Origin of the sequence: Xanthomonas sp. LMC-A-07 (genome assembly GCF_030208825.1) — a bacterium.
Lineage (GTDB): Bacteria > Pseudomonadota > Gammaproteobacteria > Xanthomonadales > Xanthomonadaceae > Xanthomonas > Xanthomonas campestris.
This window is the reverse complement of the sequence record NZ_JARVTF010000004.1, coordinates 23,121-45,178: the sequence shown is the minus strand read 5'-3', so window position 1 is coordinate 45,178 and position 22,058 is coordinate 23,121. Positions and strand designations below refer to the sequence as shown.

16 protein-coding genes and 2 other RNA genes are annotated in these 22,058 nt (G+C 67.7%); 5 read left to right on the top strand and 13 right to left on the bottom strand.

The genetic code is table 11. The features are described from left to right. Positions 1–385 precede the first annotated feature (385 nt). Positions 386–1,570 carry a benzoate/H(+) symporter BenE family transporter gene (locus QRM89_RS03005; RefSeq protein ID WP_103700487.1) on the top strand — a complete coding sequence of 395 codons (1,185 nt, stop codon included), beginning with the start codon at positions 386–388 and terminating at the stop codon, positions 1,568–1,570. Between the two features lie 185 nt (positions 1,571–1,755). On the opposite strand, the gene QRM89_RS03000 is transcribed toward QRM89_RS03005, so the two are convergent. The 7 genes from QRM89_RS03000 to QRM89_RS02970 form a co-directional block, all read right to left on the bottom strand. Beyond that, a non-coding RNA gene (locus QRM89_RS03000) (sX9 sRNA) lies at positions 1,756–1,819 on the bottom strand. A 61-nt stretch (positions 1,820–1,880) separates the two neighbouring features. Further along, complete coding sequence (gene bphP / locus QRM89_RS02995) at positions 1,881–3,785, bottom strand: bacteriophytochrome BphP (RefSeq protein ID WP_285447254.1); 1,905 nt, start codon at positions 3,783–3,785, stop codon at positions 1,881–1,883. Then, a complete protein-coding gene (locus QRM89_RS02990; RefSeq protein ID WP_019238149.1) occupies positions 3,782–4,375 on the bottom strand; it encodes a biliverdin-producing heme oxygenase in 594 nt (197 codons plus the stop codon). Before QRM89_RS02990 ends, bphP begins: the two co-directional genes overlap by 4 nt. A gap of 95 nt (positions 4,376–4,470) precedes the next feature. Beyond that, complete coding sequence (locus QRM89_RS02985; RefSeq protein ID WP_114996463.1) at positions 4,471–5,733, bottom strand: TCR/Tet family MFS transporter; 1,263 nt, start codon at positions 5,731–5,733, stop codon at positions 4,471–4,473. 381 nt (positions 5,734–6,114) lie between these two features. Continuing rightward, positions 6,115–8,274 (bottom strand): lytic murein transglycosylase, encoded by a 2,160-nt coding sequence (locus QRM89_RS02980; protein ID WP_285447253.1) that lies wholly within the window; start codon positions 8,272–8,274, stop codon positions 6,115–6,117. A 186-nt stretch (positions 8,275–8,460) separates the two neighbouring features. Next, on the bottom strand, positions 8,461–8,670 hold the full coding sequence (locus tag QRM89_RS02975; RefSeq protein WP_014509592.1) for a hypothetical protein: 210 nt from the start codon (positions 8,668–8,670) through the stop codon (positions 8,461–8,463). Between the two features lie 242 nt (positions 8,671–8,912). Next, positions 8,913–9,302, bottom strand: coding sequence for a YchJ family protein (locus QRM89_RS02970; protein WP_011039223.1), 390 nt, complete (start codon positions 9,300–9,302; stop codon positions 8,913–8,915). Between the two features lie 390 nt (positions 9,303–9,692). Here QRM89_RS02970 and QRM89_RS02965 point away from each other — a divergent pair, with 390 nt between their 5' ends. The 3 genes from QRM89_RS02965 to QRM89_RS02955 all read left to right on the top strand — a co-directional run bounded on the left by QRM89_RS02965 (position 9,693) and on the right by QRM89_RS02955 (position 11,116). After that, complete coding sequence (locus QRM89_RS02965) at positions 9,693–9,863, top strand: hypothetical protein (RefSeq protein WP_161960199.1); 171 nt, start codon at positions 9,693–9,695, stop codon at positions 9,861–9,863. A 99-nt stretch (positions 9,864–9,962) separates the two neighbouring features. Further along, a non-coding RNA gene (locus QRM89_RS02960) (sX9 sRNA) lies at positions 9,963–10,037 on the top strand. Positions 10,038–10,342: 305 nt separating this feature from the next. After that, the gene (locus QRM89_RS02955; protein ID WP_285447252.1) at positions 10,343–11,116 is read left to right on the top strand and encodes a TSUP family transporter; all 774 of its coding nucleotides are present in this window, start codon (positions 10,343–10,345) and stop codon (positions 11,114–11,116) included. Between the two features lie 43 nt (positions 11,117–11,159). On the opposite strand, the gene QRM89_RS02950 is transcribed toward QRM89_RS02955, so the two are convergent. The 6 genes from QRM89_RS02950 to folE all read right to left on the bottom strand — a co-directional run bounded on the left by QRM89_RS02950 (position 11,160) and on the right by folE (position 21,418). Next, positions 11,160–13,220, bottom strand: coding sequence for a TonB-dependent siderophore receptor (locus tag QRM89_RS02950; protein ID WP_285447251.1), 2,061 nt, complete (start codon positions 13,218–13,220; stop codon positions 11,160–11,162). A 449-nt stretch (positions 13,221–13,669) separates the two neighbouring features. Then, the gene (locus tag QRM89_RS02945) at positions 13,670–17,683 is read right to left on the bottom strand and encodes an SbcC/MukB-like Walker B domain-containing protein (protein ID WP_285447250.1); all 4,014 of its coding nucleotides are present in this window, start codon (positions 17,681–17,683) and stop codon (positions 13,670–13,672) included. Positions 17,684–18,079: 396 nt separating this feature from the next. Further along, a complete protein-coding gene (locus tag QRM89_RS02940) occupies positions 18,080–18,265 on the bottom strand; it encodes a hypothetical protein (RefSeq protein ID WP_285447256.1) in 186 nt (61 codons plus the stop codon). 367 nt (positions 18,266–18,632) lie between these two features. Next, a complete protein-coding gene (locus QRM89_RS02935; RefSeq protein ID WP_285447249.1) occupies positions 18,633–19,340 on the bottom strand; it encodes a DUF4194 domain-containing protein in 708 nt (235 codons plus the stop codon). Continuing rightward, a complete protein-coding gene (locus QRM89_RS02930) occupies positions 19,327–20,796 on the bottom strand; it encodes a DUF3375 domain-containing protein (protein ID WP_285447248.1) in 1,470 nt (489 codons plus the stop codon). Before QRM89_RS02930 ends, QRM89_RS02935 begins: the two co-directional genes overlap by 14 nt. Before the next feature lie 19 nt (positions 20,797–20,815). Continuing rightward, positions 20,816–21,418 carry a GTP cyclohydrolase I FolE gene (gene folE / locus QRM89_RS02925; RefSeq protein WP_016945065.1) on the bottom strand — a complete coding sequence of 201 codons (603 nt, stop codon included), beginning with the start codon at positions 21,416–21,418 and terminating at the stop codon, positions 20,816–20,818. Between the two features lie 133 nt (positions 21,419–21,551). On the opposite strand from folE, the gene QRM89_RS02920 reads away from it, so the two are divergent. After that, the gene (locus QRM89_RS02920; RefSeq protein ID WP_011039231.1) at positions 21,552–21,995 is read left to right on the top strand and encodes a MarR family transcriptional regulator; all 444 of its coding nucleotides are present in this window, start codon (positions 21,552–21,554) and stop codon (positions 21,993–21,995) included. The last annotated feature ends 63 nt before the right edge of the window (positions 21,996–22,058 follow it).

Here is a 22,058-nt window from a genome sequence, read left to right as displayed (position 1 = left end):
TCTTTCCGTGTAGCGAGCCGCCCATCATAGCCGGCTTTTCCGTTTCGTCAACACCTTGTGGTGTCTCCGATTCGCCCCGTTCGTTGCTGCAGTGCTTCGAGAAGCGCCGCCGTCCTGAGCGAGGTCGCGCAGTTTATCGAGCCTGCGCAGAAGTGCAAGCATTTTTTGACGCCCGCTTTATCTGACGGGCCGCATGGCCGTCGATAGCGTGTTGCCACGCGCTGTACGAACTGGTGACTGCAGCTGGGCAGGTAACTGGCAGCGCCCTTCTGTCGTGCAACATTGTTCTTGGGAGTGCGCACCATAGAGAGAGATGCACCCTCTAGAGAGATGCAAGACGCCGACGTGCTCGGTAAGAATGCACTGCCCTCCCGCAAGGATGACGATGTCCTCCGCACGCAGCCTGTTCCGCGATCTGTCCCTGCCTGCCATCGCGGCAGGGTTCGTCACTGTATTGGTGGGCTTCGCCAGCTCGGCGGTGATCGTGTTCGAAGCGGCCCGGCATCTGGGGGCCGATCAGGCCGAGATTGCCTCATGGATGTGGGCGCTGGGCATTGGGATGGGCGTGACCTGCATCGGCCTGTCGCTGCGGTACCGGGTGCCGGTGGTCACGGCGTGGTCCACGCCTGGTGCGGCGATGTTGATTGGCACTGCCGCCGGGGTGCCGCTGCGGGAGGCGATCGGTGCATTCGTGGTGGCCGCCGTGCTGGGTGCGGTCGCCGGGTTCACCGGATTGTTCGAAAGGGCGATCCGGCGGATTCCGCTCTCGCTGGCGTCGGGCATGCTGGCTGGGGTGCTGCTGCGCTTCGGGTTGGACCTGTTCGTGGCGATGCAGAGCCAGGCGGCCATGGCGTTGTCGATGCTGGCGACTTATCTGATCGGGCGGCGCTGGTTTGCGCGCTATGCGGTCATCGCGACCTTGCTGGTCGGGATTGCGATTGCCGCTGGTGGCGGGCTGATGCACTGGAACACGGTGCGGCTGGAACTGGCCCGGCCGGTGCTGATGGTGCCTGGCCTCTCGTGGGCGGCCCTGTTCGGGCTGGCGATTCCACTATTTGTGGTGACGATGGCTTCGCAGAACGTGCCCGGCGTGGCGGTGATGCGGGCCTCCGGCTATACGGTGCCGATCTCGCCGACGATTGGGTGGATCGGCGTGGTCAATACCGTCCTGGCGCCGTTCGGTGGTTATGCCTTGAACTTGGCGGCGATCACCGCGGCGATCTGCATGGGCCGCGAGGCGCACGAGGATCCGGCACGCCGTTATCCCGCTGCGGTGGCCGCAGGGGTGTTCTACATCGTGATCGGCTTGTTCGGGGCGACGGTGGCGGCGGTGTTTGCGGCCTTCCCGCGCGAACTGGTGATGGCGATCGCCGGCATTGCGTTGCTGGGCACGATCGGCAACAGCCTGGCGGCGGCGTTGCGCGAGGAGCCGGAGCGCGAGGCGGCGCTGATCACCTTCCTGGTGACCGCCTCCGGACTCACCTTGGGCGGGATCGGGGCCTCGTTCTGGGGCTTGCTGGCTGGTGCGATCACGTTGGTCGCCTTGCGGCCGCGCCGACCGCAGCACTGAGACAAGGCACAGGCGCAGCACCATGGACGATGCGCCTGTGCCTCAGGTCGCTGCCGCCACCGCATATGGCCGGCGGTGGTCCTGCAGCATCAAGCCGCCACGCTTGATGCCGAGAAGACTGCGCGCGTATTCGCCACCGCGTTGCCTCGGGGTGCGCCCGCGCACTGCGCGCGATGGCTTAGAGCGGCTGATAACACGTAGCGAGCAGCCGTCAGGTGGGTGCGGACGGCGCCGAGGAGCCGGAGTCATGCCAATCCCGAGCACCGGCCGCGCCCGCCTGGTGGCTGCGCAGTCGTTTTGATCGCTGCTCTTATTCCGGATCGCGCAGCTGCAACAACCAGTGCGCGGTCACCCCGCTGGGGCTGGGGAGAGGTTCAAGGTGGAACTGGCGATAGACCGGTGCGCCGTCGCTCACCTGCAACGGCAAGGTGACGTAGGCGGCCCGGCCGTTGCGCAGCGCATCCTGCAACAGTTCCACGTTGGCGCGTGGTGCATCGCTGGCGTACAGCGTCTGCAGGTCACGCCCGATGAGCTCGGCGACGTCGCTGCCACAGACATCGGCAAAGGCGGTGTTGACGAACAGCAGGCGGTGCGCGGCGTTGGCCGTGCCGCGCTCGATGATGGCTACGCCATCGCGCAGGCGTGAGAGCGAGGCTTCCAGCAGGGTGAAGTCCTGCTGGAAGCGCTTGCGCTCCATCAGTTCGATCAGCACGCGCAGGCTGCGGGCCGATTCCAGATGCAGCGGCGACCAGCGCCGCGCACGGCCGCGCACCGTTTGCTGCCACAGATCGAAACTCTTGCGTGGCGACAAGCGCGAGTTGGGAATGTCTTCCAGCTTGGCCAGCTGCGGATTGCCGGCCCATTTGATCTGCTGGATCTGCTCGCGGCGGGTCCATAGCAGGGCGCTGCGCGATTGCGGCATCAGCGGCACGAAGATGAAGCCGGCCGCCAATGGCGCCAGGTCGGCGAGCTCGGGGAAGACCTCGCCGATGGCGTCCACATGCAGCGCGCCGACCGCATCTTCGCGCAGGGCCTCGTGGTGTTCGGACTCGATGTGATCGCGGATGCGCCGCAGCGCCGCCACGTCCGGGGTGGTGCCGTGGCGGCTGATGTCGTTGCCGTGGAAGATCGCCACACCGTCGGCGTCCACCACATCCATCAGGTCCGGGGCCATGTCGTCGAGCAGCTCGACGGTCATGTGCTCGGCATCGTTGAAGTCGGTGATGAGTTTTTCGCGCACGGTGAGCAGCACCGATTCCAGGCGCGCACGGGCCACCGCCTGCAGCGCGCCGATCCGCCCGGCCAGGGTGCGCGCCACCGCATCGGTGACATCGCGCATGGCGTGGTTGGTGAAATGCGGGCTGTAGTGATGGCAGGAGATCAGCCCCCACAGCGCATCGTTGACCACGATGGAGGCCACCAAGGTGGCAGTGACGCCCATGTTGGCCAGGTACTCCAGGTGCACCGGCGAGACGCTGCGCAGGCTCACATCGCTCAAATCCACCGGCGTGCCCAACCGCGGGTGCACGGTGGACTGGATCGGCGACGGCTGGTAGCCGACATCGGCGATCTGACGGACGCGGTTGCGCAGGTACAGCGCGCGCGCCTGCGCCGGGATGTCGCTGGCGGGGTAATGCAGGCCGAGATAGGCCTCCAGCTCCGGCTTGCGCGCCTCGGCGATGATGTCGCCGTTCCACTCCTCATCGAAGCGGTAGATCATCACGCGGTCGAAGCCGATCAGGCTACGCAGGCCCTTGGCCACGCGCACCGCTGCCTCGGCGATGCCCGGATCGCGTTCGACACTGCGCAGCAGCGGCATCGCCTCGCGCAGGGTGACATCGAGCAGGCGCGCATCGCGCGGCTCCATTTCCACCAGCCACTGCTGCGGATACAGATGCCAGGCCGCCACCCAGGCGCTGGCTGGCGGCGTGGCGCGTTGCGGGAACCGCACCTCGGCATGCATCAGGTGCTGTGGCTGGTCATCGACGGCGAACGGCTGTGCTTCGGGCAGCGTCAGCACCTGGGTGTAGGGCATGCCAAGCAGTGCGGCCATTGGCACGCCGAGTAGATCGGCGGCGGTGGTGCTGGCCTGCACGATGCGGCCGTCGGCGGGGTCGATCACCAGCAACACGCCGTAGGGCTGGATCAGCCCGGGAATATGGATGGGTTCGCGCGCGCAGACGTCCAGGTCCAACGGGTTGGTTGCAGTGCTCAAGGACGTGCCTCCGCTGCCAGGCAGGTGTGGAAATGGGCAAACATGGCCTGCGCGCCGGCGATGGCGTCGGCACGCGCCGCTGCGCTCTGCAGGCGTTGCTCGAGCACCGCCTGAAAGCGCCGCCAGCCGGCCGGGTCTTCGTCGGCCAGCTCGAAATAGTGCAATGCATGCGCCAGGCCCGGCTGACGTTTGCGCAGCATGCGTGCAATCACCCGGCCACCCAGCTGAGAGCCTTCGATGACATACAGCATGCCCCAGCGCGCCGCCTCGCTGCTGGCCGGCGGCGGCGGCACGGCGGCATCGACGGGTTGGCCGAGCACGCGCAGATCCTCCCGCAAGGCCGGCACCCGGCGGCGGTACTGCCAGCCGCTGCCCACCAGCGTCACCAGCCAGTCGCTCAGCTGTTCTTCGAAACCGGCCAGCAGCCGGTGATGCCGGCGCAGCACCTGCGCGTAGGTATCGGCGTCGATGTGGCCCTGCCCCAGCGCCTGCATCAGCGGCACCGACTCAACCCGGGTATGCGCCTCCTGCGTGGCATGCCGCAGCGCGAGCGCAGCCGAAAGCGGGGCAACCGGGGTGTCAGAACGCATGCGTAGGAAGACAGTCAAAAGCCAAGCTGCTCAGCCTAGCAGGGCATGCGAGCTAGGCAAAAAGCGGGCGCGTCCGCTGCATGAACCGGTTGGCTTCAGCCCTGCGCCAGTGCCGGGCTGCGCCCTGCCCGCTTCCAGGCCATGAACCAGCCCGCGGCCAGCAGCAGGCCGGCCAGCAACCAGGGGGCGCCGGGCAGGTGCAGCGGCGCGCCGCTGCCGATAAACCAGGCAAAGACATTGGCGAACAACAGCGGGCCGGCGATGCCGCCCAGGCTGACCAGGCTGGTGAGCGCGCCCTGCACGCGGCCCTGGGCGTCGGCACCGACTTCGCGGGTAATCAAGGCTTGCGCAGCCGGGGCGGCCACCGCCCAGAAGGCACTGATCGGCACGCCCAGCAGAAAGGTGCGGCCGCTGTCGGCCAGGCCGTAGATCACAAAGCCGATCACGCCGCAGCCCAGCCCGAGCAACAGCGCGCGCCGCTCACCCAGCCAGCGCACGATGCGGCCGACCAGCACGGCGTTGACGATGATGCTGCACACCCCGACACCGGCCAGCACCCAGCTCACCTCGCGCGGGCCCCAGTGGTACTGGTAGCTGGCAAACAGCACGAAGATGCTGGGGTAGACGTAATGGGCCAGGTTGGCCAGGAACACCACCGAGGCCAGGCCGAACACCTGCGGGTAGCGGCGCAGCAGCTTCAACGCACCGAACGGGTTGGCATGCGACCAGTCCAACCGCGCGGTGCGGCGCTCCGGCGGCAGCGATTCGGGCAGCACGAACCAGCCGTACAGCACGTTCAACAGCGCCAGGCCAGCGGCGAACCAGAACGGCCAGCGCAGGCCGATGCTGCCCAGCCAGCCACCGATCAACGGGCCGGCGACAAAGCCAATGCCGAATGCGGCGCCGAGCATGCCGAACGCGCCGGCGCGCTTGTCGGCCGGGGTGACATCGGCGATGTAGGCATTGGCGGTGGAAAAGCTGGCCGAGCACACGCCTGAAATCACCCGCGCCAGCAGCAGCATCGGCAGGGTGTGGGCGAGTGCCATCAGGATGAAATCCAGGCCCAGCCCCAGGCACGACAGCAGGATCACCGGGCGGCGGCCGTAGCGGTCGGACAAGGTGCCCTGCAGCGGCGAGCACACGAACTGGATGGCGGCGAACAGGAACCCGAACCAGCCGATCCATCCGGCTGCGGCCGCGTAGTCGCCGCCGGTGAATTGCCTGACCAGATCGGGCAGCACCGGAATGATGACGCCGAAGGACAGCACGTCGATCAGCACGGTGATGAAGATGAAGATCAGTGCGGCGCGGCGCCGGCCCGGGGCGGGAGCGGATGCGGAATCAGGAGAGATGGACATCGCGCGGCACGCAGGGGCGAAGCGGCGAGTGTAGCGGTGGAGTGGGTAGTGGGGTTATGGGGAGGGTCCGCTGCCTGATACGCCCCATCCCCTCATCCGCCCCAGCGGGGCACCTTTTCCCGCTGGGGAAAGGGAAGCGCCTGGCCTGTGTCTGGCGCAAGATCAGCGTGATGGAGTTAGAGCCCCTCTCCCGCCGGGAGAGGGGTTGGGGTGAGGGTACGGGGCGAAGCCACAGGTCCACTCAAACTTCACCAGGCTTCGCACGTCCCCTCAGTCGCCCCTGGGGCACCTTCTCCCGATGGGAGAAGGGAGTCGTTGCTGCCTCTTTACTGTCTTGGGAAGCAGCGCGGGTTGTGAGAGTGGCTTAGGCAATTCTTGCGGTTATTCCACGCTGATGGTCTGGCCCAGCGTGTGGCTGGCGCCGGGCGCCAGTTCGATCACGTCCGGGCCGGCGTTGGCGGCTTCCAGGCAGACGTAGTCGCGCCAGCCGGTGCCCACGTCGGCCATCTTAGCGGCGGCCTCTTCGCCCGGATTCCAGGCCACCAGCGAGCGGCTGCCTTCGGTGCGGATGTCGATGCGGCGGCCCAGCACCGGGTCGATGAGGGTGTAGTGGCCGCCGGCGTTGGTGTAGATGCGGTCGCTGCGGCCGGGGTCGCGCGGGTCGCGCAGGCTCCAGTCGCCCTGCTGGCGGTGCGCGGTGGCGTAGTTCTCGTACTTGTCGAGATAGTCCAGCCCGTCCAGGCCCTGCACGCTCACCTTGAGCGCGTCGCCGACGCGGAAGTAGTTGTGCAGGGCCTGGGTGAAGCGCACCGGCGCCTTGCTGACGTTTTCGGTGACCAGGCGTTGTTCTAGCGTGCGGCCGATGCGCAGGGTCATGTGCAGGCGTAGCGCCAGGTCATCGAAGGTGGGAGGCGTCAGCGTGAGCACCAGGGTGCCGTCGTCTTCGCGGCGGCTTTCGGTGAGCTGCCACGGCACCGTGCGGACGAAGCCGTGCGCCGGCACGTCGCCGGTCTGATCCTGGCGGCCGAAATACGGCCAGCACACCGGCGCGCCGCCGCGGATGGGCGTGGGCGGCTGCTTGGCGGTGGGCGACAGCCACATCACGTCCTGCCCGCCCTTGGGCACGAACGACAGCAGTTGGCCGCCGAACAGGCTGATGGCCGCGGTGGAATATGGGGTATCGATCAGCAGCGAGGGAAAACCGTGGAAGTCGCCTGTGCGCAGGCCGGTGACGTCGGACATGGGGGATGCCTTCTGGACGATGGGAGATTGGACGAATGCGGGATAGGCGGCCGGCAGCGTGAACGCGGTGCCGCGAACGGCGGCGCCGGTCACCGGCGGGGCGGTGCGCAAGGCGGTGAGGATGCGTTGGCCGGCACGGCCATCGGCCGGCTGCAGGCCCAGGCGGGTCTGCTCGACCTGGATGGCGCGGCGGGTGGCGGTGCCGACCATGCCATCGGCTTCGCCGATCTGGTGGCCGCGCGCCAGCAGCAATTGCTGCAGTTGCCGGCGTTCGGGCCGGCCCAGGCCAGGGTCGTCGGTGGGCCAGGCGGCGACCAGGCCGGGGCCACTGCGCAGGCGATCGGCCAGCAGCGCGATCGAGAGCGCGTAGCTTTCGGCCGCGTTGTAGGCGTAGATCGCGTCGTAGTTGCGGAACACCAGGAACGCGGGGCCGGTGGGGCCGGCCGGCAGCAACAGGGCGGCGGCGGTCTCGGCCGGCAGCCCGGTCGGGGCGAGCGGCTTGCCGTCGGTGCCGAGCAGGCCGGCGGCCTGCCAAGCCTGCAGCGGTTGGCGGCGGGTGCGGCCGGCCTTGTTGGCGTCGAAGCCGGCCGGCAGGCGCACTTCCATGCCCCAGGGGCGGGCGCGTTCCCAGCCGGCCTTGACCAGATAGTTGGCGGTGGAGGCCAGCGCGTCGGGAATGCTGGCGACCAGGTCGCGGCGGCCATCGCCATCGCCGTCGACGGCGATGCGCGCATAGGTGGACGGCATGAACTGGGTCTGCCCGAACGCGCCGGCCCAGGAGCCGGTCAGCCCCTCGGGCGCCAGGTCGCCCTGCTGCAACAAGCCGAGCAGGGCCAGGAATTCGCCGCGGAAGAACGGTTGGCGGCGGCCGGCGCACGACAGCGTGGCCAGCGACACCAGCAACGGGCGCTTGCCGGTGATGCGGCCGTAGTCGCTCTCCACGCCCCACACCGCCACGATGGTGGCCGGGTCCACGCCGGTTTGTTCGGACAGGCGGGTGAGCAGCTCGCGGTGGGTCGCCAACATGGCCTGGCCATCGCTCACGCGCTGGCTATCGACCAGGCTGGCCAGGTAGTCCCAGATCGGGGTGGTGAATTCCGGTTGCGCGTCCAGCAGCGGCAACACGCTGGGATCGGCGGCCAGACCGGCGGTGAAGCGCTGGAAGCTGGCGGCATCCACACCCTTGGCGGCGGCCTGGGTCTGCAGCCCGGCCAGGCAGCGGTCGAACGCGGGGTCGGCCCAGGCGGCGAACGGCGCCAGGCCCAGCAGCAGCGGCAACGCACGCCTTAGCGGCGTCATGGACTCAGGGCCGGCAGAAAAACGAACGGCATGCGGTGAAGGCTCCTGCGCGGCGGGTCGAGCCGGGGAGCATAGCCAACCTGACGGCCGGGGCGCGTGCAGGGGCGCAGCAATCAGGCGGGCGTCTGGCGTATTGCTGGGGCCGTGATGCTGGCTGCGCCGCCGTGATGGTGCGGCGGCGCTGGTTTAGCTGCCGTCGCCAGTGATGCCCGACAGCAGCGACAGCGCTGGGGTGGCGCCGGTGGCGTCGCCACTGCGGCGGACGCTGCGTGGCAGGCGCGGGGCGTCGTGACGGGGGCCGAACCAGATCATCGCGGCGGCCACCAGCGTCGGCAGCACGATCGCGAACACCACCAGTGCCAGCAGCAGCCATTGCCAGAGATTGAAGGTTGCCATGATCCCGTCCCGCCCCGCGGCGCAGTCCGCCGGCGCGGCAAGCTTCCGGGATCGGCTGCGAACGTGGCGTCGACAAACCGGGCGGGATGGCGCCGTTCGTCGGGCGGTTTGGGCTGGCTGGGGTGGCACGTGGGCGCGACTGCCGGAATGACCGGCGACCCGGCGGACCGTGTGGCGCGCCGGCCTTGCACTGTGATCGCAGGTGCGGCGTTGGGCGATGACGTCGGTGCGTCAGCGCGACCTTACCGGGCGTCCAGGTAGTACCAGTGGCCGTCCTCGCGCACGAACCGGCTGTGTTCGGTCATGCGTACCGCGCTGCCACCGCCGATGCGGTAACGGGCCAGGAACACCACCTCGGCGGTGTCCGCGCCGGTGGCGATGGCGCGCTGCACGTTCAAGCCCAGCCATGTGGTGCGGCCGCCTTCGTCCAGCGCCAGCTCGGCCGGCCGCGTGGACGGATGCCAGCTTGCTAGCAGGTAATCGACGTTGCGGCGGACATAAGCGCTGTAGCGCGCGCGCATCAACGTTTCCGCATCGGGCGCCGCAGCGCCGGCATGGTACTGGCCGCAGCACTGGGCGTAGCCGGCGGCGCGGCCGCAGGGACAGGGATCGGTGGGTGTGGACGGTGACATGGTGGGATTGTGCGGGCTGCGGTTGGGAATTGGGAATTGGGAATTGGGAATTGGGGATGCGGGATGCGGAATGCGGAATGCGGAATGCGGAATGCGGGCTTCTACTTGGTAGTTGAAGTGTGCGGGAGCGTGAGTGGGCACTGATATGCACGTTGTAGTGATGCTCCTTGCGTGCGCGTCTTCGTCGCTTCTGTACGCGCAAAGTTGCGTAGTGGTGTTCTCGGCAGTGCCCGCAGCTTTGTGCGTGGCAATCAGCGAGGCTGCGCGCATTACTCTCACGCCTAGCTCTCCCCCGCAGGCGGGCTTCAGTAAAACCACCGCTTACTTCTTAATCCGGGCCGCGCTTGCTGCACAGCTGCGCAGGCGCGCAACACCAAAGCGCTGGTCGGCGTGCGTCCCTTGTTCGACGACACCGACGGCGCCGATGCCAACAGCAACGCGCGCTTCGAGATCACCCGCGTGGAGGCCGATGGCAGGCCGCAGTCGGCCAAGGAGCTCAAGGCCACCCCTGGTGCGCGAACACCGCGACTACTGGAACTGCATCGACGACCATTGGGATGAAGACGCAGGCTTGTGCCGAGTACGCCTTGGCCGGCTTAGAGCAGCTATCAAAACGACTGCGCAGCCGTCAGGCGGGCGCGGCCGGTGCTCGGAATCCGCATGTACCCACGTACATTCCGGTTCCTCCGCGCCGTCCGCACCCACCTGACGACTGCTCGCTACGTTTGGTTAGCCGCTCTTACAGCGCGCGTGCGCGCCGCCGCATTCTTGCGGTGGACAGCGGCCTGCGCCGTAATCGCTCCGCGGCAACCTCGCACGGCTTTTTGAACCGCGGCGGGGAGTCGCCAGCGTAGATCGCCGAGCACGGGCGTACGCAGCTGCGCGCCTTGCCTTGTTGCCACGCAGAACAGCGGCGTTGTTGTCCTTGTGATTGGCCGCGACCGGCGCGCGGAGAACACCGCGACATATCCGTGCAACCCGGCGTGGAGCGCTGTCAGTGCGGCGGCTATGCTGTCGCCCCCATCGTGCGGAGCACCGCCTTGCTGGAACTGATTCCCACCGAGTTGCCGTGGCTGCTGTGCATCGCCTTCGTGGCCGGGCTGGTGGATGCGGCGGTGGGCGGCGGCGGGTTGATTCAGTTGCCGGGGCTGTTTGCCACGCTGCCGCAGCAGGCGCCGTCACTGATTCTGGGCACCAACAAGTTCAGCGCGATGTTCGGCACCGGTGCATCGGCGTGGCGCTATGCGCGCAACGTGCGGTTTCCGTGGCGGCCGGTGCTCTACGCCACTGCGGCGGCGTTTACGTTTTCGTTTCTGGGTGCGACGGCGGTGAGCCTGCTGCCCAAGCAGGCGGTGCGGCCGCTGATCCTGGTGTTGCTGATCGCAATGCTGGGCTACACGCTGATCAAGGAGGACTTCGGCGCCCTGCACCGCCCGCGCGCCATCGGCCGCCGCGAGTTGGTCACCGCCTTGGCGATGGGCGCGGCAATCGGCTTCTACGATGGCTTCTTCGGCCCGGGCACGGGCAGCTTTCTGATCTTCCTGTTCATCCGCTTCTTCGGGCTGGATTTTTTGCGCGCCTCGGCTGCGGCCAAGGTGGTGAACCTGGCGACCAATTTGGCCGCACTGTCGTTCTTCCTGCCCACCGGCCAGGTGATGCTGGCGATTGGCGTGCCGATGGCGGCGGCCAACGTGGCCGGTGCGGTGGCCGGCACGCGGCTGGCATTGCGCGGCGGCACGCCGTTGATCCGGCAGTTGTTCCTGGTGCTGGTAGTGGTATTGATCGGGAAGATGGGCTGGGACCTGCTGCACTGAGACGCACGCCGCGGCGGCGTGACGCCGTGAGCCAATCCGATGCCTAGAATTCCATGCTCAGCGTTGCCGACAGCGTGCGGGGCGCGCCGGGGTAGTTGGTGGTTTGCGTCACCGGTTGTTCGATGTAGAAGCGGTTGCCGAGGTTGCGCAGCAGCAGCGCTAGTTGGTAGCGGCCGCCGAAGCGGTACGCCGCCGACACATCGAAGCGTGTGTAGCCGGGGATGCGGTAGCTGTTGGCGAGATCGCCTTCGCGCTCGCCCACATGCACGGCGCCCGCGCCCAGCGTCAGCCCGTACAGCGGGCCGCTGGCGACGTGGTAGGTGCTCCACAGGCTGGCGCTGACGCGCGGCACGCCACGCAGGCGGTTGCCGCTGGCGATGACGGTGTCGCGGGTGACCTGCGCGTCCAGATAACCGGCGCCCAGGATCAGGCGCCAGTTCGGGGTGAGTTCGCCGGTGACATCCAGCTCCAGTCCGCGCACGCGCTGCTGCCCGGTGACCAGCACGAAGCCATCGTTGTTCGGGTCGGCGGTGGCGACGTTGTCCTTGGTGATCTGGAATGCGGCGACGGTGGCGAGCACGCGGTTGTCGAGCAGCGCACTCTTCATGCCGAGCTCGTACTGGCGGCCGGTTTCCGGCGGCGCGCTGCCACCGGCAAACACGCTGGCGCTGCGTGGGCGAAACGAGGTTGAAGTATTGGCATACAGGGACAACTGCGGTGCGGCCTTCCACACCACGCCCAGGCGCGGCGAGGCGCGCCGGCCGTCTTCGCGGGTGCGCGCACCGTTGTCGACGGTGGTCTGTTGCACATCGTCCCAGCGCACGCCGGCCAGCACATCCCAGCGCTCGCCCAGGCTGATCTGGTCCTGCACATACAGTGCGGCGTAGCGCGCATCGACTGCGATCTCGCGTGCCGGCACATAGGTGCCCGGCAAAGCGCCCTGCACCGGCGCGCGCACGCTGATGCGCGCCAGCGGCGCACGGGCCTCGTCGGTGTGGCGATGCGCATCGACATATTCGGCACCGGCCAGGACCTGATGACGCAACGGGCCGGTGTCGAAACGCGCCAGCGCTTCGGTCTGCGAGGTGGTGGCGCGCACCTGCTGGTCCTGGCGCACGGCGCGGCGTTGCAGGAACGCGCGGTCGGCACTGAAGCCGGTGAAGTCGGCCACGTCGCGGCCGCTGTCGCCGTCCTGGTGATTGACGATCTGGCGCAGCGTGAGCCAATCGGTGGCGTCGACTTCGATACGCCCGCGGGCCGTGCGCGAGATGCCGTGATTGCGCGACCACGGCTCGCCGAAGCTGCGCTGCGCCGGGCCACGCACCACTCCGTCGATGGCCACCAGACCACGATCGCCCGGGCTGGTCTGGCGGGTGTATTCGATATCCAGATCCGCGCGCACGCGCTCATTCGGCCGCCACGCCAGCGACGGCGACACGAACACGCGGTCGCCATCGGCCTGGGCGTCACGGAAACTGCCGGTCTGCTGCGCCGCCGCGCTCAGGCGCGCCGACAGCGTGGGGCTCAGCGGCCCGGTGATGCTGGATTGCACGCGGCGCAGGCCGTGCTCGGCCACCTGCACCGACGCAGTGCCGCCGAACACCGCATCCGGCCGCAGCGTGACCAGGTTGATCACCCCGCCCGGTTCGCCACGCCCATACAGCACTGCCGCCGGGCCTTTGAGCACTTCCACCTGCGCGACATTGGCCAGATCGCGCACGGTTTCGGTGAAGTTCTGCGCCGGATTGAGCAGGATGCCGTCGACCGCGTACGAGGACGCTTCGAAGCCACGGATCACGAATGTTTCCGAGCGATTGCCCTGCGTGCCGCCGGGCTGCACGTTGGAGACATTGGCCACCACATCGACCAAACGGGTGAGCTGCTGCTCGTCGATCACCGAACGCGGCACCACCTGGATGGCCTGCGGAATGCGCTCCACCGGTGTCTGCGTGCGGGTGGCGCCGGCGGCTTTTTCGGGCCGATACAGGGCGCGCTTTTCGCTGACCACGATGGCGTCGAGCAGGCTGGCGTCCTGGGCGGCGGCCGGGAATGCAGCCACCAGGGACACGAACAACAGGTGGCGACGCGTAGGGAGTGGGGTCATCGGGCTCTTCTGCTGGGGCGATACGCCGCAGAGCGGACACATCCGGCCATCAATGATAACGATTCTTATCCGCGAATGTCGGGGGAGTTTGGGTTCGGCTGGCGGTGCCGGTTGGCTTGATGGGTGCGTTGATGTCTTCCGCGTGAGGCATCACGTGTGTGCGTGTCTGCAGGCTTCAACACAGCATGCAGGTATCGCTGCGGGCGTGGCCTGCCTGGAGCGGCGGCGGATCCGTGGGCCGGCTCTCGCTTGAAGCCGGCGCGGCACACGACGTGCGACGCAGGCGTGCCATCCAGTCAGCGGGGGTCATTGGCGACGCTGCAACGCCCGCGTGCGCGCGTCCATCCCTGTCGCCGTTGCAGGCGCGACGCGACTGCAGGTGTGCGGCCGCATCGCGTAGACACCGCGCCCTCGCGACCGCCCCGCTGGTGCGGTCGCGGGGCCCGCGCTCAGCGTTTGCTGCGTGCCTTGGGAGCAGAGCTGCGCGTGGACGCGGCGCGGCCCTTCGCGGAAGCCGCCGTCGCGGGCTTGGCCGTGGGCTTTGGTTTCGATACCGGCTTGGCCACCTGCTGAGCGGATGCTGGCTTGCTCACGCGTTTCGGCGCCTTGCCCGTGCGCTTGGCCGCGACGGCCGGCGTGGCGTTGGAGGCCTTCGGCACGGCCGCCGCTTTCGCGGTGGTTGTGCGCTTGGCAGCGGGCTTGCCGGAGGACCCAGGCCGCGTGCTCGCCGGCTTGGTTGGCTTCGGCGGCGTGACAGGCGTTGCAGCCTGTTTGCGCTGTGCGTTCGACGCGTCCGCCGTGCGCGTGGCTGGCGCGGCCGGCGCTGATGTTGCAGCTGCAGACGTGCTGCGCTTGCCAGCGGGCGCAGGCACTGGCGCTGCGGTCGATGCGGTGGCCGCCGCGCGTGTGCTCTTGTTGCCGCGCGAGTGTCCGTCCACGGCGGCATTGCCCTGCGCAAGCACTGCAGTGGTCTCCGCTAGGTGCACGCTTGCCGGGTGGTCAGACTCCACAGCGATCACCGGAGCACGTTCTGCGCGCTCGCCTGGTGCCACAGCGCCACCCTGTTCGGCCGGCACCGCCGCGTCTTCCCCACGCGAGCGCTCCGGCAGTTTCAAGCGCTGCGCCTGTTCGTCGTACTCGATCAACAACACGCCGGAATTGTGGCGGCCGCTGATTTCCACGAAACACGCACCGCCGATGAAGGGCTCCAGCGTCATCACCGACTTCAGCGGCGTGGCCACCACCATCTGGAAGCCGAAATTTTCGAAGATGTTCATCGCCAGCGCGGTGAATTCGTTGTCGGCCTTGTCGAAGGCTTCGTCCAGCACCACGGCGCAATAGCGCGGCAATTCGCCGTCTTCGCCGCCCAACTGATACCGCAGCGCGGCCGCCAGGCAGGTGGTGGCCAGCTTCTGGCGCTGGCCGCCGGACTTGCCGGCGCCACTGCGGTAGATCTCCACCTGCGCGCGGGTCTGTGCATCCAGCTCCACGCCGATGAATTCCACATGCAGGCGCACATCCAGCACCTGCTCGCGCCAGCGCCGCGCCTCCGGCTCCTGCGCGCCAAGCCGCGCCACCAGCGTGCGCAAGGTGGCGAACTGCGCTTCGGCCAGCGCGCGGTCTTCGGTCTGCTGATGCGACAACACGGCGCGTAGCTGCTGCTGGAATTCCTGCACCTCGGCCAGACGGCGGTCGCTGACCTCGATGGTCAGGATGGTGTCGCGATTGAACGGCACCTGCTCCAGGCTGGCGTTGACCTCGTCCATGCGCTGCTTGATGCCCTTGTGGGCTTCGGCGGTGTGGCGTTGCAAGGCAAGCAGATTGTTCTTGCTCTGGGTCTGCAGCAGGTCGAAGAAGCGGTGCTCGTGACGCGGCAAGCCATCGCTTTCCAGCCGGTCCAGCCGCGCGAGGAAATCATCGGCGCTGGCCAGGCTCACGGTGAAGTCGCCGCTGTCTTCCGGCCATTGCTGGCAATATCGGCGGAAGCATTCGAGCAGCTGCGCGCTGAGCCGGCTGTCGCGGCCCTGGCTTTCGGCCAGTTGCTCGGCCAGCCCACGTTCGACCACACGGAAATGCGCTTCCAGAGTGTCCAGCGACAGCGGTGCCAACGCGGCCAGGCGCTCCTGCAGGCCCTGCAACTGCGTGGGTGTAAGCGCAGCGGTGCCGGCACGGCCGGCGCAGGCGGCCTGCTGCTGTTCCAGCCGCACGCGCTCGCGTGCCAACTGCGCGCGCTCAAGCCGTACGTCTTCATACGTGCGCTTGGCCTGATCGCGCAGCGTGCGCGCGGTGTCGATCGCCTGGCCCAGTGCACGCAGGCCGCTATCGCCTTCGCGCAGCTGTTGCAGCTGTTCGTCTATATCGCTCAGGCGTTGCAGCTTGGGGCCGACGTCGATCTCGTCCCAGTCGCGCTCCACCAGGGTGTGCGCGGCCAGCTGTTTTTCCTGGTCCTGCTCGCGTTGCTTGCGCAGCGCGGCCACGTCGGCGTCGCAACTGGCAATGCGCTGGGCCAGGGCCTGCGCTTCGCGCTCGAAGACCTTGAGCTTGTCGCGATTGTCGTGACCGAGCAGCCAGCGCTTGCGGTCGTTGACGGCGTGGCGGTCGTCCTTTTCGTAGCGGTCGCCGGGATGCTTGACCTGCCCTTCCCGGGTGATGGCGCGGTCGGCATTGCGCAGCGCTGCGGCGTTGTCCACGCAGGCGTAATCGAAGCGACGGGTGAGCTCGTTGCGCAGCCACTCGGTGAAGGCATGCTCGCGCAGTTGCAGCTTGCCGGGCAGCGCGTTGGGATCGACACGGCGCGAATGCAGCTCGTCATTGCGGCGCACGCGGAAGTACACCAGCCGCGTGCCGATGTGGGTGCGGTTGACCCATTCGCTGACCTGCGCGTAATGCCGCTCGTCCACCAGCAGCGACTGCGCAAAGCCGTGCAGCACGCGCTCAATCGCGCCACGCCAGGCCACCTGGTCCTCGCGCACTTGCAACAGCTCGCCGACAAAAGGCAGCGCCGATTCGGCAATGCCGGTGTCGTCGCACAGCCGCGCGCGCAGCGCCTGCATCGGTGCGGGCATGCTCGACGGTGCTTTTTTCAACGCGTCGAGTTCGGCGCGAATCTCCGCAAAGCGGCGCTCATCGTCGCGGCGTTCACCCATGCGCTCGGCGATCGCCTCGTCCAGTGCGCTGGCGTGCTGCTTGCCGCCATCGAGCACGCCCTGCGCATGCGCCACCTGGGCGGCGAACCCACTGGCACCGGCCGCCAAGGCGGTGCCAAGCTGGCGGCAGGCCTGCTCGATCTGCGCACGGCGACGCAGGCGCTCATCGCGCTCGCGTTCCACCCGCACACGCTCGCGTTCGAGTTCTTCGATCTGTTCACCGCCGGCGGCGCGCTGCTCGCGCTCCAGCCCGGCCAGTTTCTGTTCGTGGTTGTCCAACGACTCACGGCGTTGGCCTTCTTCGCCGGCCAGGCCGCGATCCTGGCTGTCGACCTCCTGCAGGCGCGCCTCCAGCAAGGCCAGCCGTTGCTGTTCGCGGTAGCTGTCCACGCCCAGCTGCAACTCGCGCAACTCGCCAACGCTGCGGCGCAAGGCCATCAGCGCGGCATGGTGCTCGCGCGCCGGGCTGAGCGTCTCCACCTGCCGCCGCGCGGTGACCACCGCATGGTGCGCACCGTCGAGCTCGGCGAAGTCTTCGACCAGCCGGTCGGCCGCTTCGAAGGTGCGCGGCTCATCGAGCATGAAGCCACGCAGGAAGGCGTTGAGATCGCCGAGGTTCTTGGCCGACTGGGTCTTGTGCAGCAGCCGCAGCGCCATGTCGTTGCCGATGCCCAGCGCATGCCGGAAGCGCTCTGCATAGCCGGCGAACCCGTCGAAATGCGCCACGTCCTCGCCCAGCCGCGCCTTGAGCTTGCGCAGATCCAGATCGAAACCCTCCAGCTCGCTGGCCACATCGAACGCGCGCGGCACCACCATGTAATGCCGCCGCACATCCGCCGCAGCATTGCCGCTGCCGGCGATCCAGAACAGCCGCACCAGGCTCACTGCCTCGCCTTGCGCGTTGCGATACTCCAATACCAACGCAGTCCAGGTCGCGCCCTTGCGCAGGTACTGCGTGGCGATCTCACCAGACGCGCTGTCCTGCTGATCGGCCCAGGCACCGCGCACATACGACACCAGGCTACGGTCGCGCCCACTGCGCTCGGCCTCGCGCGCGGCTGCGTTGAAGTCCACGATGCTCGGTGGCGTCAACAATGCCGACATCGCATCCAGCAACGTCGACTTGCCCGACCCGGACCGCCCCACGAACAGGAAGCCCTTTTCCGCGATCGGCACCTCGGTCAACCCGTTGAACGTCCCCCAGTTGTGCACCTGCAACCGCCGCATACGAAACTGCTGCGCACGCTGCTCGGCCAGCGTCTCGGCAAACAAGGAAGCACCCGGCGACGCCGGCGACAGGTTGGACTGGGAATTCATTGCTCACTCACCAAAAACGGAACGACAGAGACACCAAGGACAGACCAATACGACCGGTGATGCATTTCTTGTGGTGCGGTGTTGCGTGTTGCGTGTTGCGTGTTGCGTGTTGCGTGTTGCGTGTTGCGGGACGAGCGTGGCAGAACGGCGGATGGGGTGCGTGGACGGCTTCGCGACCAAGGTCGCTCCTACAAGAGCGGGTGCCCTAGTCTTTCAGGCGACGGTAAGAAACGCGCGGCAGCAGGTTTTTCTTCGAATGCCTGCACCATCAACACGCTTGGCATGAACCGACCACCACTGCTCCCTCTCGCCCACTGCACCGTCTTTCGTTACTACATCGCTCTTTGCGACTGCATTGACGTCTGCTGCGAACGCCACTGCGTTCCTTACAAAACCTCACGTGTTCTTCTTCTCGCCGCTGTTGCTGTTGTTGGCGTCCTTGCCGCTACTGCTACTGCTGCTACTGCTGCTACTGCTGCCGTTGCTGCCGTTGCTGCTGTTCTTGCCATTGCCATTGCCATTGCCATTGCCGTTGCCGTTGCCGTTGCCGTTGCTTACGCAGTTTGCTTTCCGGGCCCCCATACCGCAGCGGCAAGGCCGGCAGATACAACCCGCAGGGCGGCGCGCAGGGATGCGCGACGTTTTTGTAAGGGACAGGGATGTCCCTTACAAAAATTTCTGCCGGCCTTGCGCACCTGGAGCGCGCAGCGCGGAAGGCGCGAGGACGGGGTGTGTTTCTTTGGTTACTTTCTTTGCACAAGCAAAGAAAGTGACTCGCGCCCGCAAGGGCGTGAAAGCCTTGCTTCGCTCTACTCCACCCAACCTCAAGCAAACCCACAACCCACAACCCACAACAAACCAACCATCGCCCGACGCCGTACCCTCATCCGCCCTCCGGGCACCTTCTCCCGGAGGGAGAAGGAAAATCCCGGCCCAGGCGCAGACGACATCACTCCGCCGCAACCTCCCCCTCGCGCAACTCCCGATACGCCTCCACCAACGCCTGCACATCCTCGGCCGAGAACAACAACTTCAACACCGGCGACACCTCGTAACGCTCCTCGCTGCCGCGCAACCGCGACAGCAACTGGTTCTCGCGCATCTTGCCGATGGCCGTCATCACCCGCCGCGTAAACCCGGCCCTGTCGGTGGACACGTTCTTTTCGTACACCGACAACGCCTCCACCAACTGCGTCTCGTCCACCACCGCGCGCTCGCCGCGCGTATCGGCCTCGGCCAGTTGCTGACGCAGGAACAGCAGCAGCACCGACTCGATGAAGGTCAGCGGCGCGCTGCGCAGCAAGGTGGGCGATTCCAGCTCGGCGGTGTCGGCCTGGCGGGTGAATGCCACTCCGCCTTCGCGGTCCAGCACCAGCTCCAGGAACAGCTCGCACAGCACCTGGCGCACTGCCACCTCGTTGCGTAGCAGCGCAGGCCACAAACCGCCGTGCCGCTGCGCGTCGATGCTGGGGCCGGCCAACAGCTGGCACAGCGCGCGGCGCGCATCGAATGGCAGCGTGCCGGTGTCGCCGAGGAACAACGCGCCACCCTGCGCGGCGCTGGCGGCATCGCTGGCCGGCAGCCTCAGCGCGCTGGCGTGTGCGTCGGCGTCATCGTCGTCGTATGTGTCCAGCGCGGCCTGCTCAGACCAGTTCATTGCGTTTCTCCCGGGTAAACCACACCAAAGGAATGCGCGCGCGCCGCAACGTGCCGTCGCCGCCTTCCCATTGCACCGTTTCCATGTGGCCATCGATCACCAGGCCGTGGCGCGTGCCCAGCGACAGATAGCCGATCACGCTGCCCAGCCCCTGCGCCGCCGGCCGCTGCTGCAACGCATCGCCGATGGTGAGCCGCGGGCGCTCGCCCAGCAGCGCGTACAGATCGCGGCGCAGGCTGCGCACGTCGATCTCCGATTGCGCGACCAAATCGCCCACGCTGTCCAGCGAGATCTCTGCCGCGTCAGCTGCGTACACGCGGCCATCGACCTGGGTGAGGCGTGGGTCGTGCAGGCGCCACTGCGACAACGAGCGCAGGCGGCTGCCGCTCAATGCCTGCGTGTAGCCGGTGGCGGTGGTGGCGTGCAGGCTCTCGCGCAGGTGCAAGGCTTCGCCCTGTGCCTGCTTGAGCAATTGGTTGAGCCGGCGCTGTTCCAGATACCCGCGGCTCTGCACGAACCCGCGCAGGCTGCGCGCGAAGTGCTGCATCACCGTGTGCACTTCGCCGCCGCGCTCCAGCAAGGTGCCGGTGAGCCCACGCAGGAAGGCGCGTTCGCGGCGGTCAAGCTTGCGCGCGAAGCCGCGCGCCAGCAGTGCGTCCAGCGCCTGGTCCAGCTGGCTGCTCTGCTGGGTGTCGTTGAGCAGGCTCCAGAACGCCTCGAAGGTGCGTCCGGCCTCGCTGTCGGCAATCACGTCCACACCGTTGAACAACTGCTCCAGCACATCGCCGCGCGCGCCTTCGTCGTCGATGATGCGTTCGCGAAATTGCCGGTTGAGTTGTTCGAAGTCATCGCGCACGCGATGGAAATCTTCGGCCAGTTCATCGGAGAGATGGATCAGGTCGCGGGTGCGTTCCAGCGCGCGCTTGCCGTCCAGCGCACCGACGCGGCCGGCGGCCACCCGCTCGATTTCGGCATCGATGCGCTCGCGCTCTGCGCGCAGTGCAGCCAGGCGCGCGTCCGGGTCGGCTTCGGTCTGGCCGGCCAGTTGCACCAGCTGCTGGATCACCAGCGACAGCCGGCTTTCGGTGGCGCTGCTGCCGCTCTCGCGCAGGCCGGCGATGAAACGGATGGCCTGGGTGGCGGCACGCGAGAGTTCGTATTCTTCTTCGGCCGCGCCTTCGGGCAGCCGGCGTTCCAGCCAGCCCTGCGCCAGCCAGTGCGCCAGGTAGGCCTGCGCGGTGCGCGGCAGCTCGCGGGAGAGTTCGTCGCCGCGCAAGGCATCCAGCTGGCGCTGCAGGCGCGCATGCAGCACCGCCGATGGCAGCCGGCGTTCGCCGTCCATCAACAGGGTCTGCAGCAGGCCGATCAGCTCCGGTGCGTGATCGGCGGCGAGCAATTTCCACGCCGGCTGGTCGCGCAAGTGGCGGTAGCCGGCAATCCGTGCCTGATGCTTCATGACGCCCGCCGGAGCTGCCTCAACGCTTGCCGCCCACTTCGATGAACTGCAGGAATTCGGCGCGGGTGCGCGCGTCCTCGCGGAAGCTGCCGAGCATCTTGGAGGTCACCATGCTGACGCCGCGCTTGTGGATGCCGCGGGTGGTCATGCATTCGTGCGCGCCTTCCACCACCACGCCCACACCGCGCGGTTGCAGCACGTCCTGGATGCACTGGGCGATCTGTGCGGTCATCTTTTCCTGCACCTGGAAGCGGCGCGCGTAGCTTTCCACCACGCGAGCCAGCTTGCTGATGCCCACCACCTTGCCGCGCGGCAGATAACCCACGTGCACCTTGCCGATGATCGGCGCCATGTGGTGCTCGCAATGGCTTTCATAGGAGATGTCGCGCAGCACGATCAGCTCGTCGTAGCCGGCCACTTCTTCGAAGGTGCGCTCCAGGTAGGCGCGCGGTTCTTCGCGGTAGCCGCTGAACCAGTCGCCATAGGCTTCGGCCACCCGGCGCGGGGTGTCCAGCAGGCCTTCGCGGGCGGGATCCTCACCGGCCCAGCGCAGCAGGGTGCGCACGGCCTCTTCGGCCTGGGCCTGGGTAACGGATGAATCGGGCTGGTCGGACTGGCTCATGCGCATGCACCCAAAGGGGGCGTGCATGGTACCCGAGGACGGGGCGGCGGCCCCAGCAGTGGCCCGCGCCGCCTGCCGGGGGTTTAGTTGACAGTTGATTCATTCTTGAATTGATAGCATCCTATCTATTGTGATGACTACCTATCTTCCTCCCCGCGCCCAGCTCAGTGCCGGCCTGCTGGTTGCCAGCCGCCAATGGCAGCGCCTGGCCGACCAGGCATTTGGCGAGTTCGGCCTGTCCAGCGCCTGCACCGGGCCGTTGCTGATGATTGGCCGCTCCGGCGGCGGCATCCGCCAGGTGGCCCTGGCCCAGCAGCTGGGCATGGAAGGCCCTTCGCTGGTACGGCTGCTGGACAAGTTGTGCGCGCAGGCGCTGGTGCGCCGCGAAGCCGACAGCAGCGACCGCCGTGCCAACCAGTTGTGGCTGACCGAGGCCGGCCAGGCGTTGGTCGGGCAGATCGAGGCGCGCCTGGTGGCGCTGCGGGCCGAGGTGTTCGGCGCGCTCAGCGATGCCGAGGTGGAGGTGGTGTTGAAGCTGTGGGGCCTGATCGCCGAGGCGAACGCGCGCCTGCCCTAGTTGTGCCGACGACCCGCCGTGGTTGCCGCGTGGCCTGGCCGCGCCGGGCGTCGTTGTTCCCCT

Bases quoted from the DNA above. Each gene is read 5' to 3' on its own strand.
- QRM89_RS03005 (WP_103700487.1), top strand. From the start codon at position 386: ATGTCCTCCGCACGCAGCCTGTTCCGCGATCTGTCCCTGCCTGCCATC.
- QRM89_RS02990 (WP_019238149.1), bottom strand. From the start codon at position 4,375: ATGCGTTCTGACACCCCGGTTGCCCCGCTTTCGGCTGCGCTCGCGCTG.
- QRM89_RS02985 (WP_114996463.1), bottom strand. From the start codon at position 5,733: ATGTCCATCTCTCCTGATTCCGCATCCGCTCCCGCCCCGGGCCGGCGC.
- QRM89_RS02980 (WP_285447253.1), bottom strand. From the start codon at position 8,274: ATGACGCCGCTAAGGCGTGCGTTGCCGCTGCTGCTGGGCCTGGCGCCG.
- QRM89_RS02975 (WP_014509592.1), bottom strand. From the start codon at position 8,670: ATGGCAACCTTCAATCTCTGGCAATGGCTGCTGCTGGCACTGGTGGTG.
- QRM89_RS02970 (WP_011039223.1), bottom strand. From the start codon at position 9,302: ATGTCACCGTCCACACCCACCGATCCCTGTCCCTGCGGCCGCGCCGCC.
- QRM89_RS02950 (WP_285447251.1), bottom strand. From the start codon at position 13,220: ATGACCCCACTCCCTACGCGTCGCCACCTGTTGTTCGTGTCCCTGGTG.
- QRM89_RS02945 (WP_285447250.1), bottom strand. From the start codon at position 17,683: ATGAATTCCCAGTCCAACCTGTCGCCGGCGTCGCCGGGTGCTTCCTTG.
- QRM89_RS02940 (WP_285447256.1), bottom strand. From the start codon at position 18,265: ATGGGGGCCCGGAAAGCAAACTGCGTAAGCAACGGCAACGGCAACGGC.
- QRM89_RS02935 (WP_285447249.1), bottom strand. From the start codon at position 19,340: ATGAACTGGTCTGAGCAGGCCGCGCTGGACACATACGACGACGATGAC.
- QRM89_RS02930 (WP_285447248.1), bottom strand. From the start codon at position 20,796: ATGAAGCATCAGGCACGGATTGCCGGCTACCGCCACTTGCGCGACCAG.
- folE (WP_016945065.1), bottom strand. From the start codon at position 21,418: ATGAGCCAGTCCGACCAGCCCGATTCATCCGTTACCCAGGCCCAGGCC.
- QRM89_RS02920 (WP_011039231.1), top strand. From the start codon at position 21,552: ATGACTACCTATCTTCCTCCCCGCGCCCAGCTCAGTGCCGGCCTGCTG.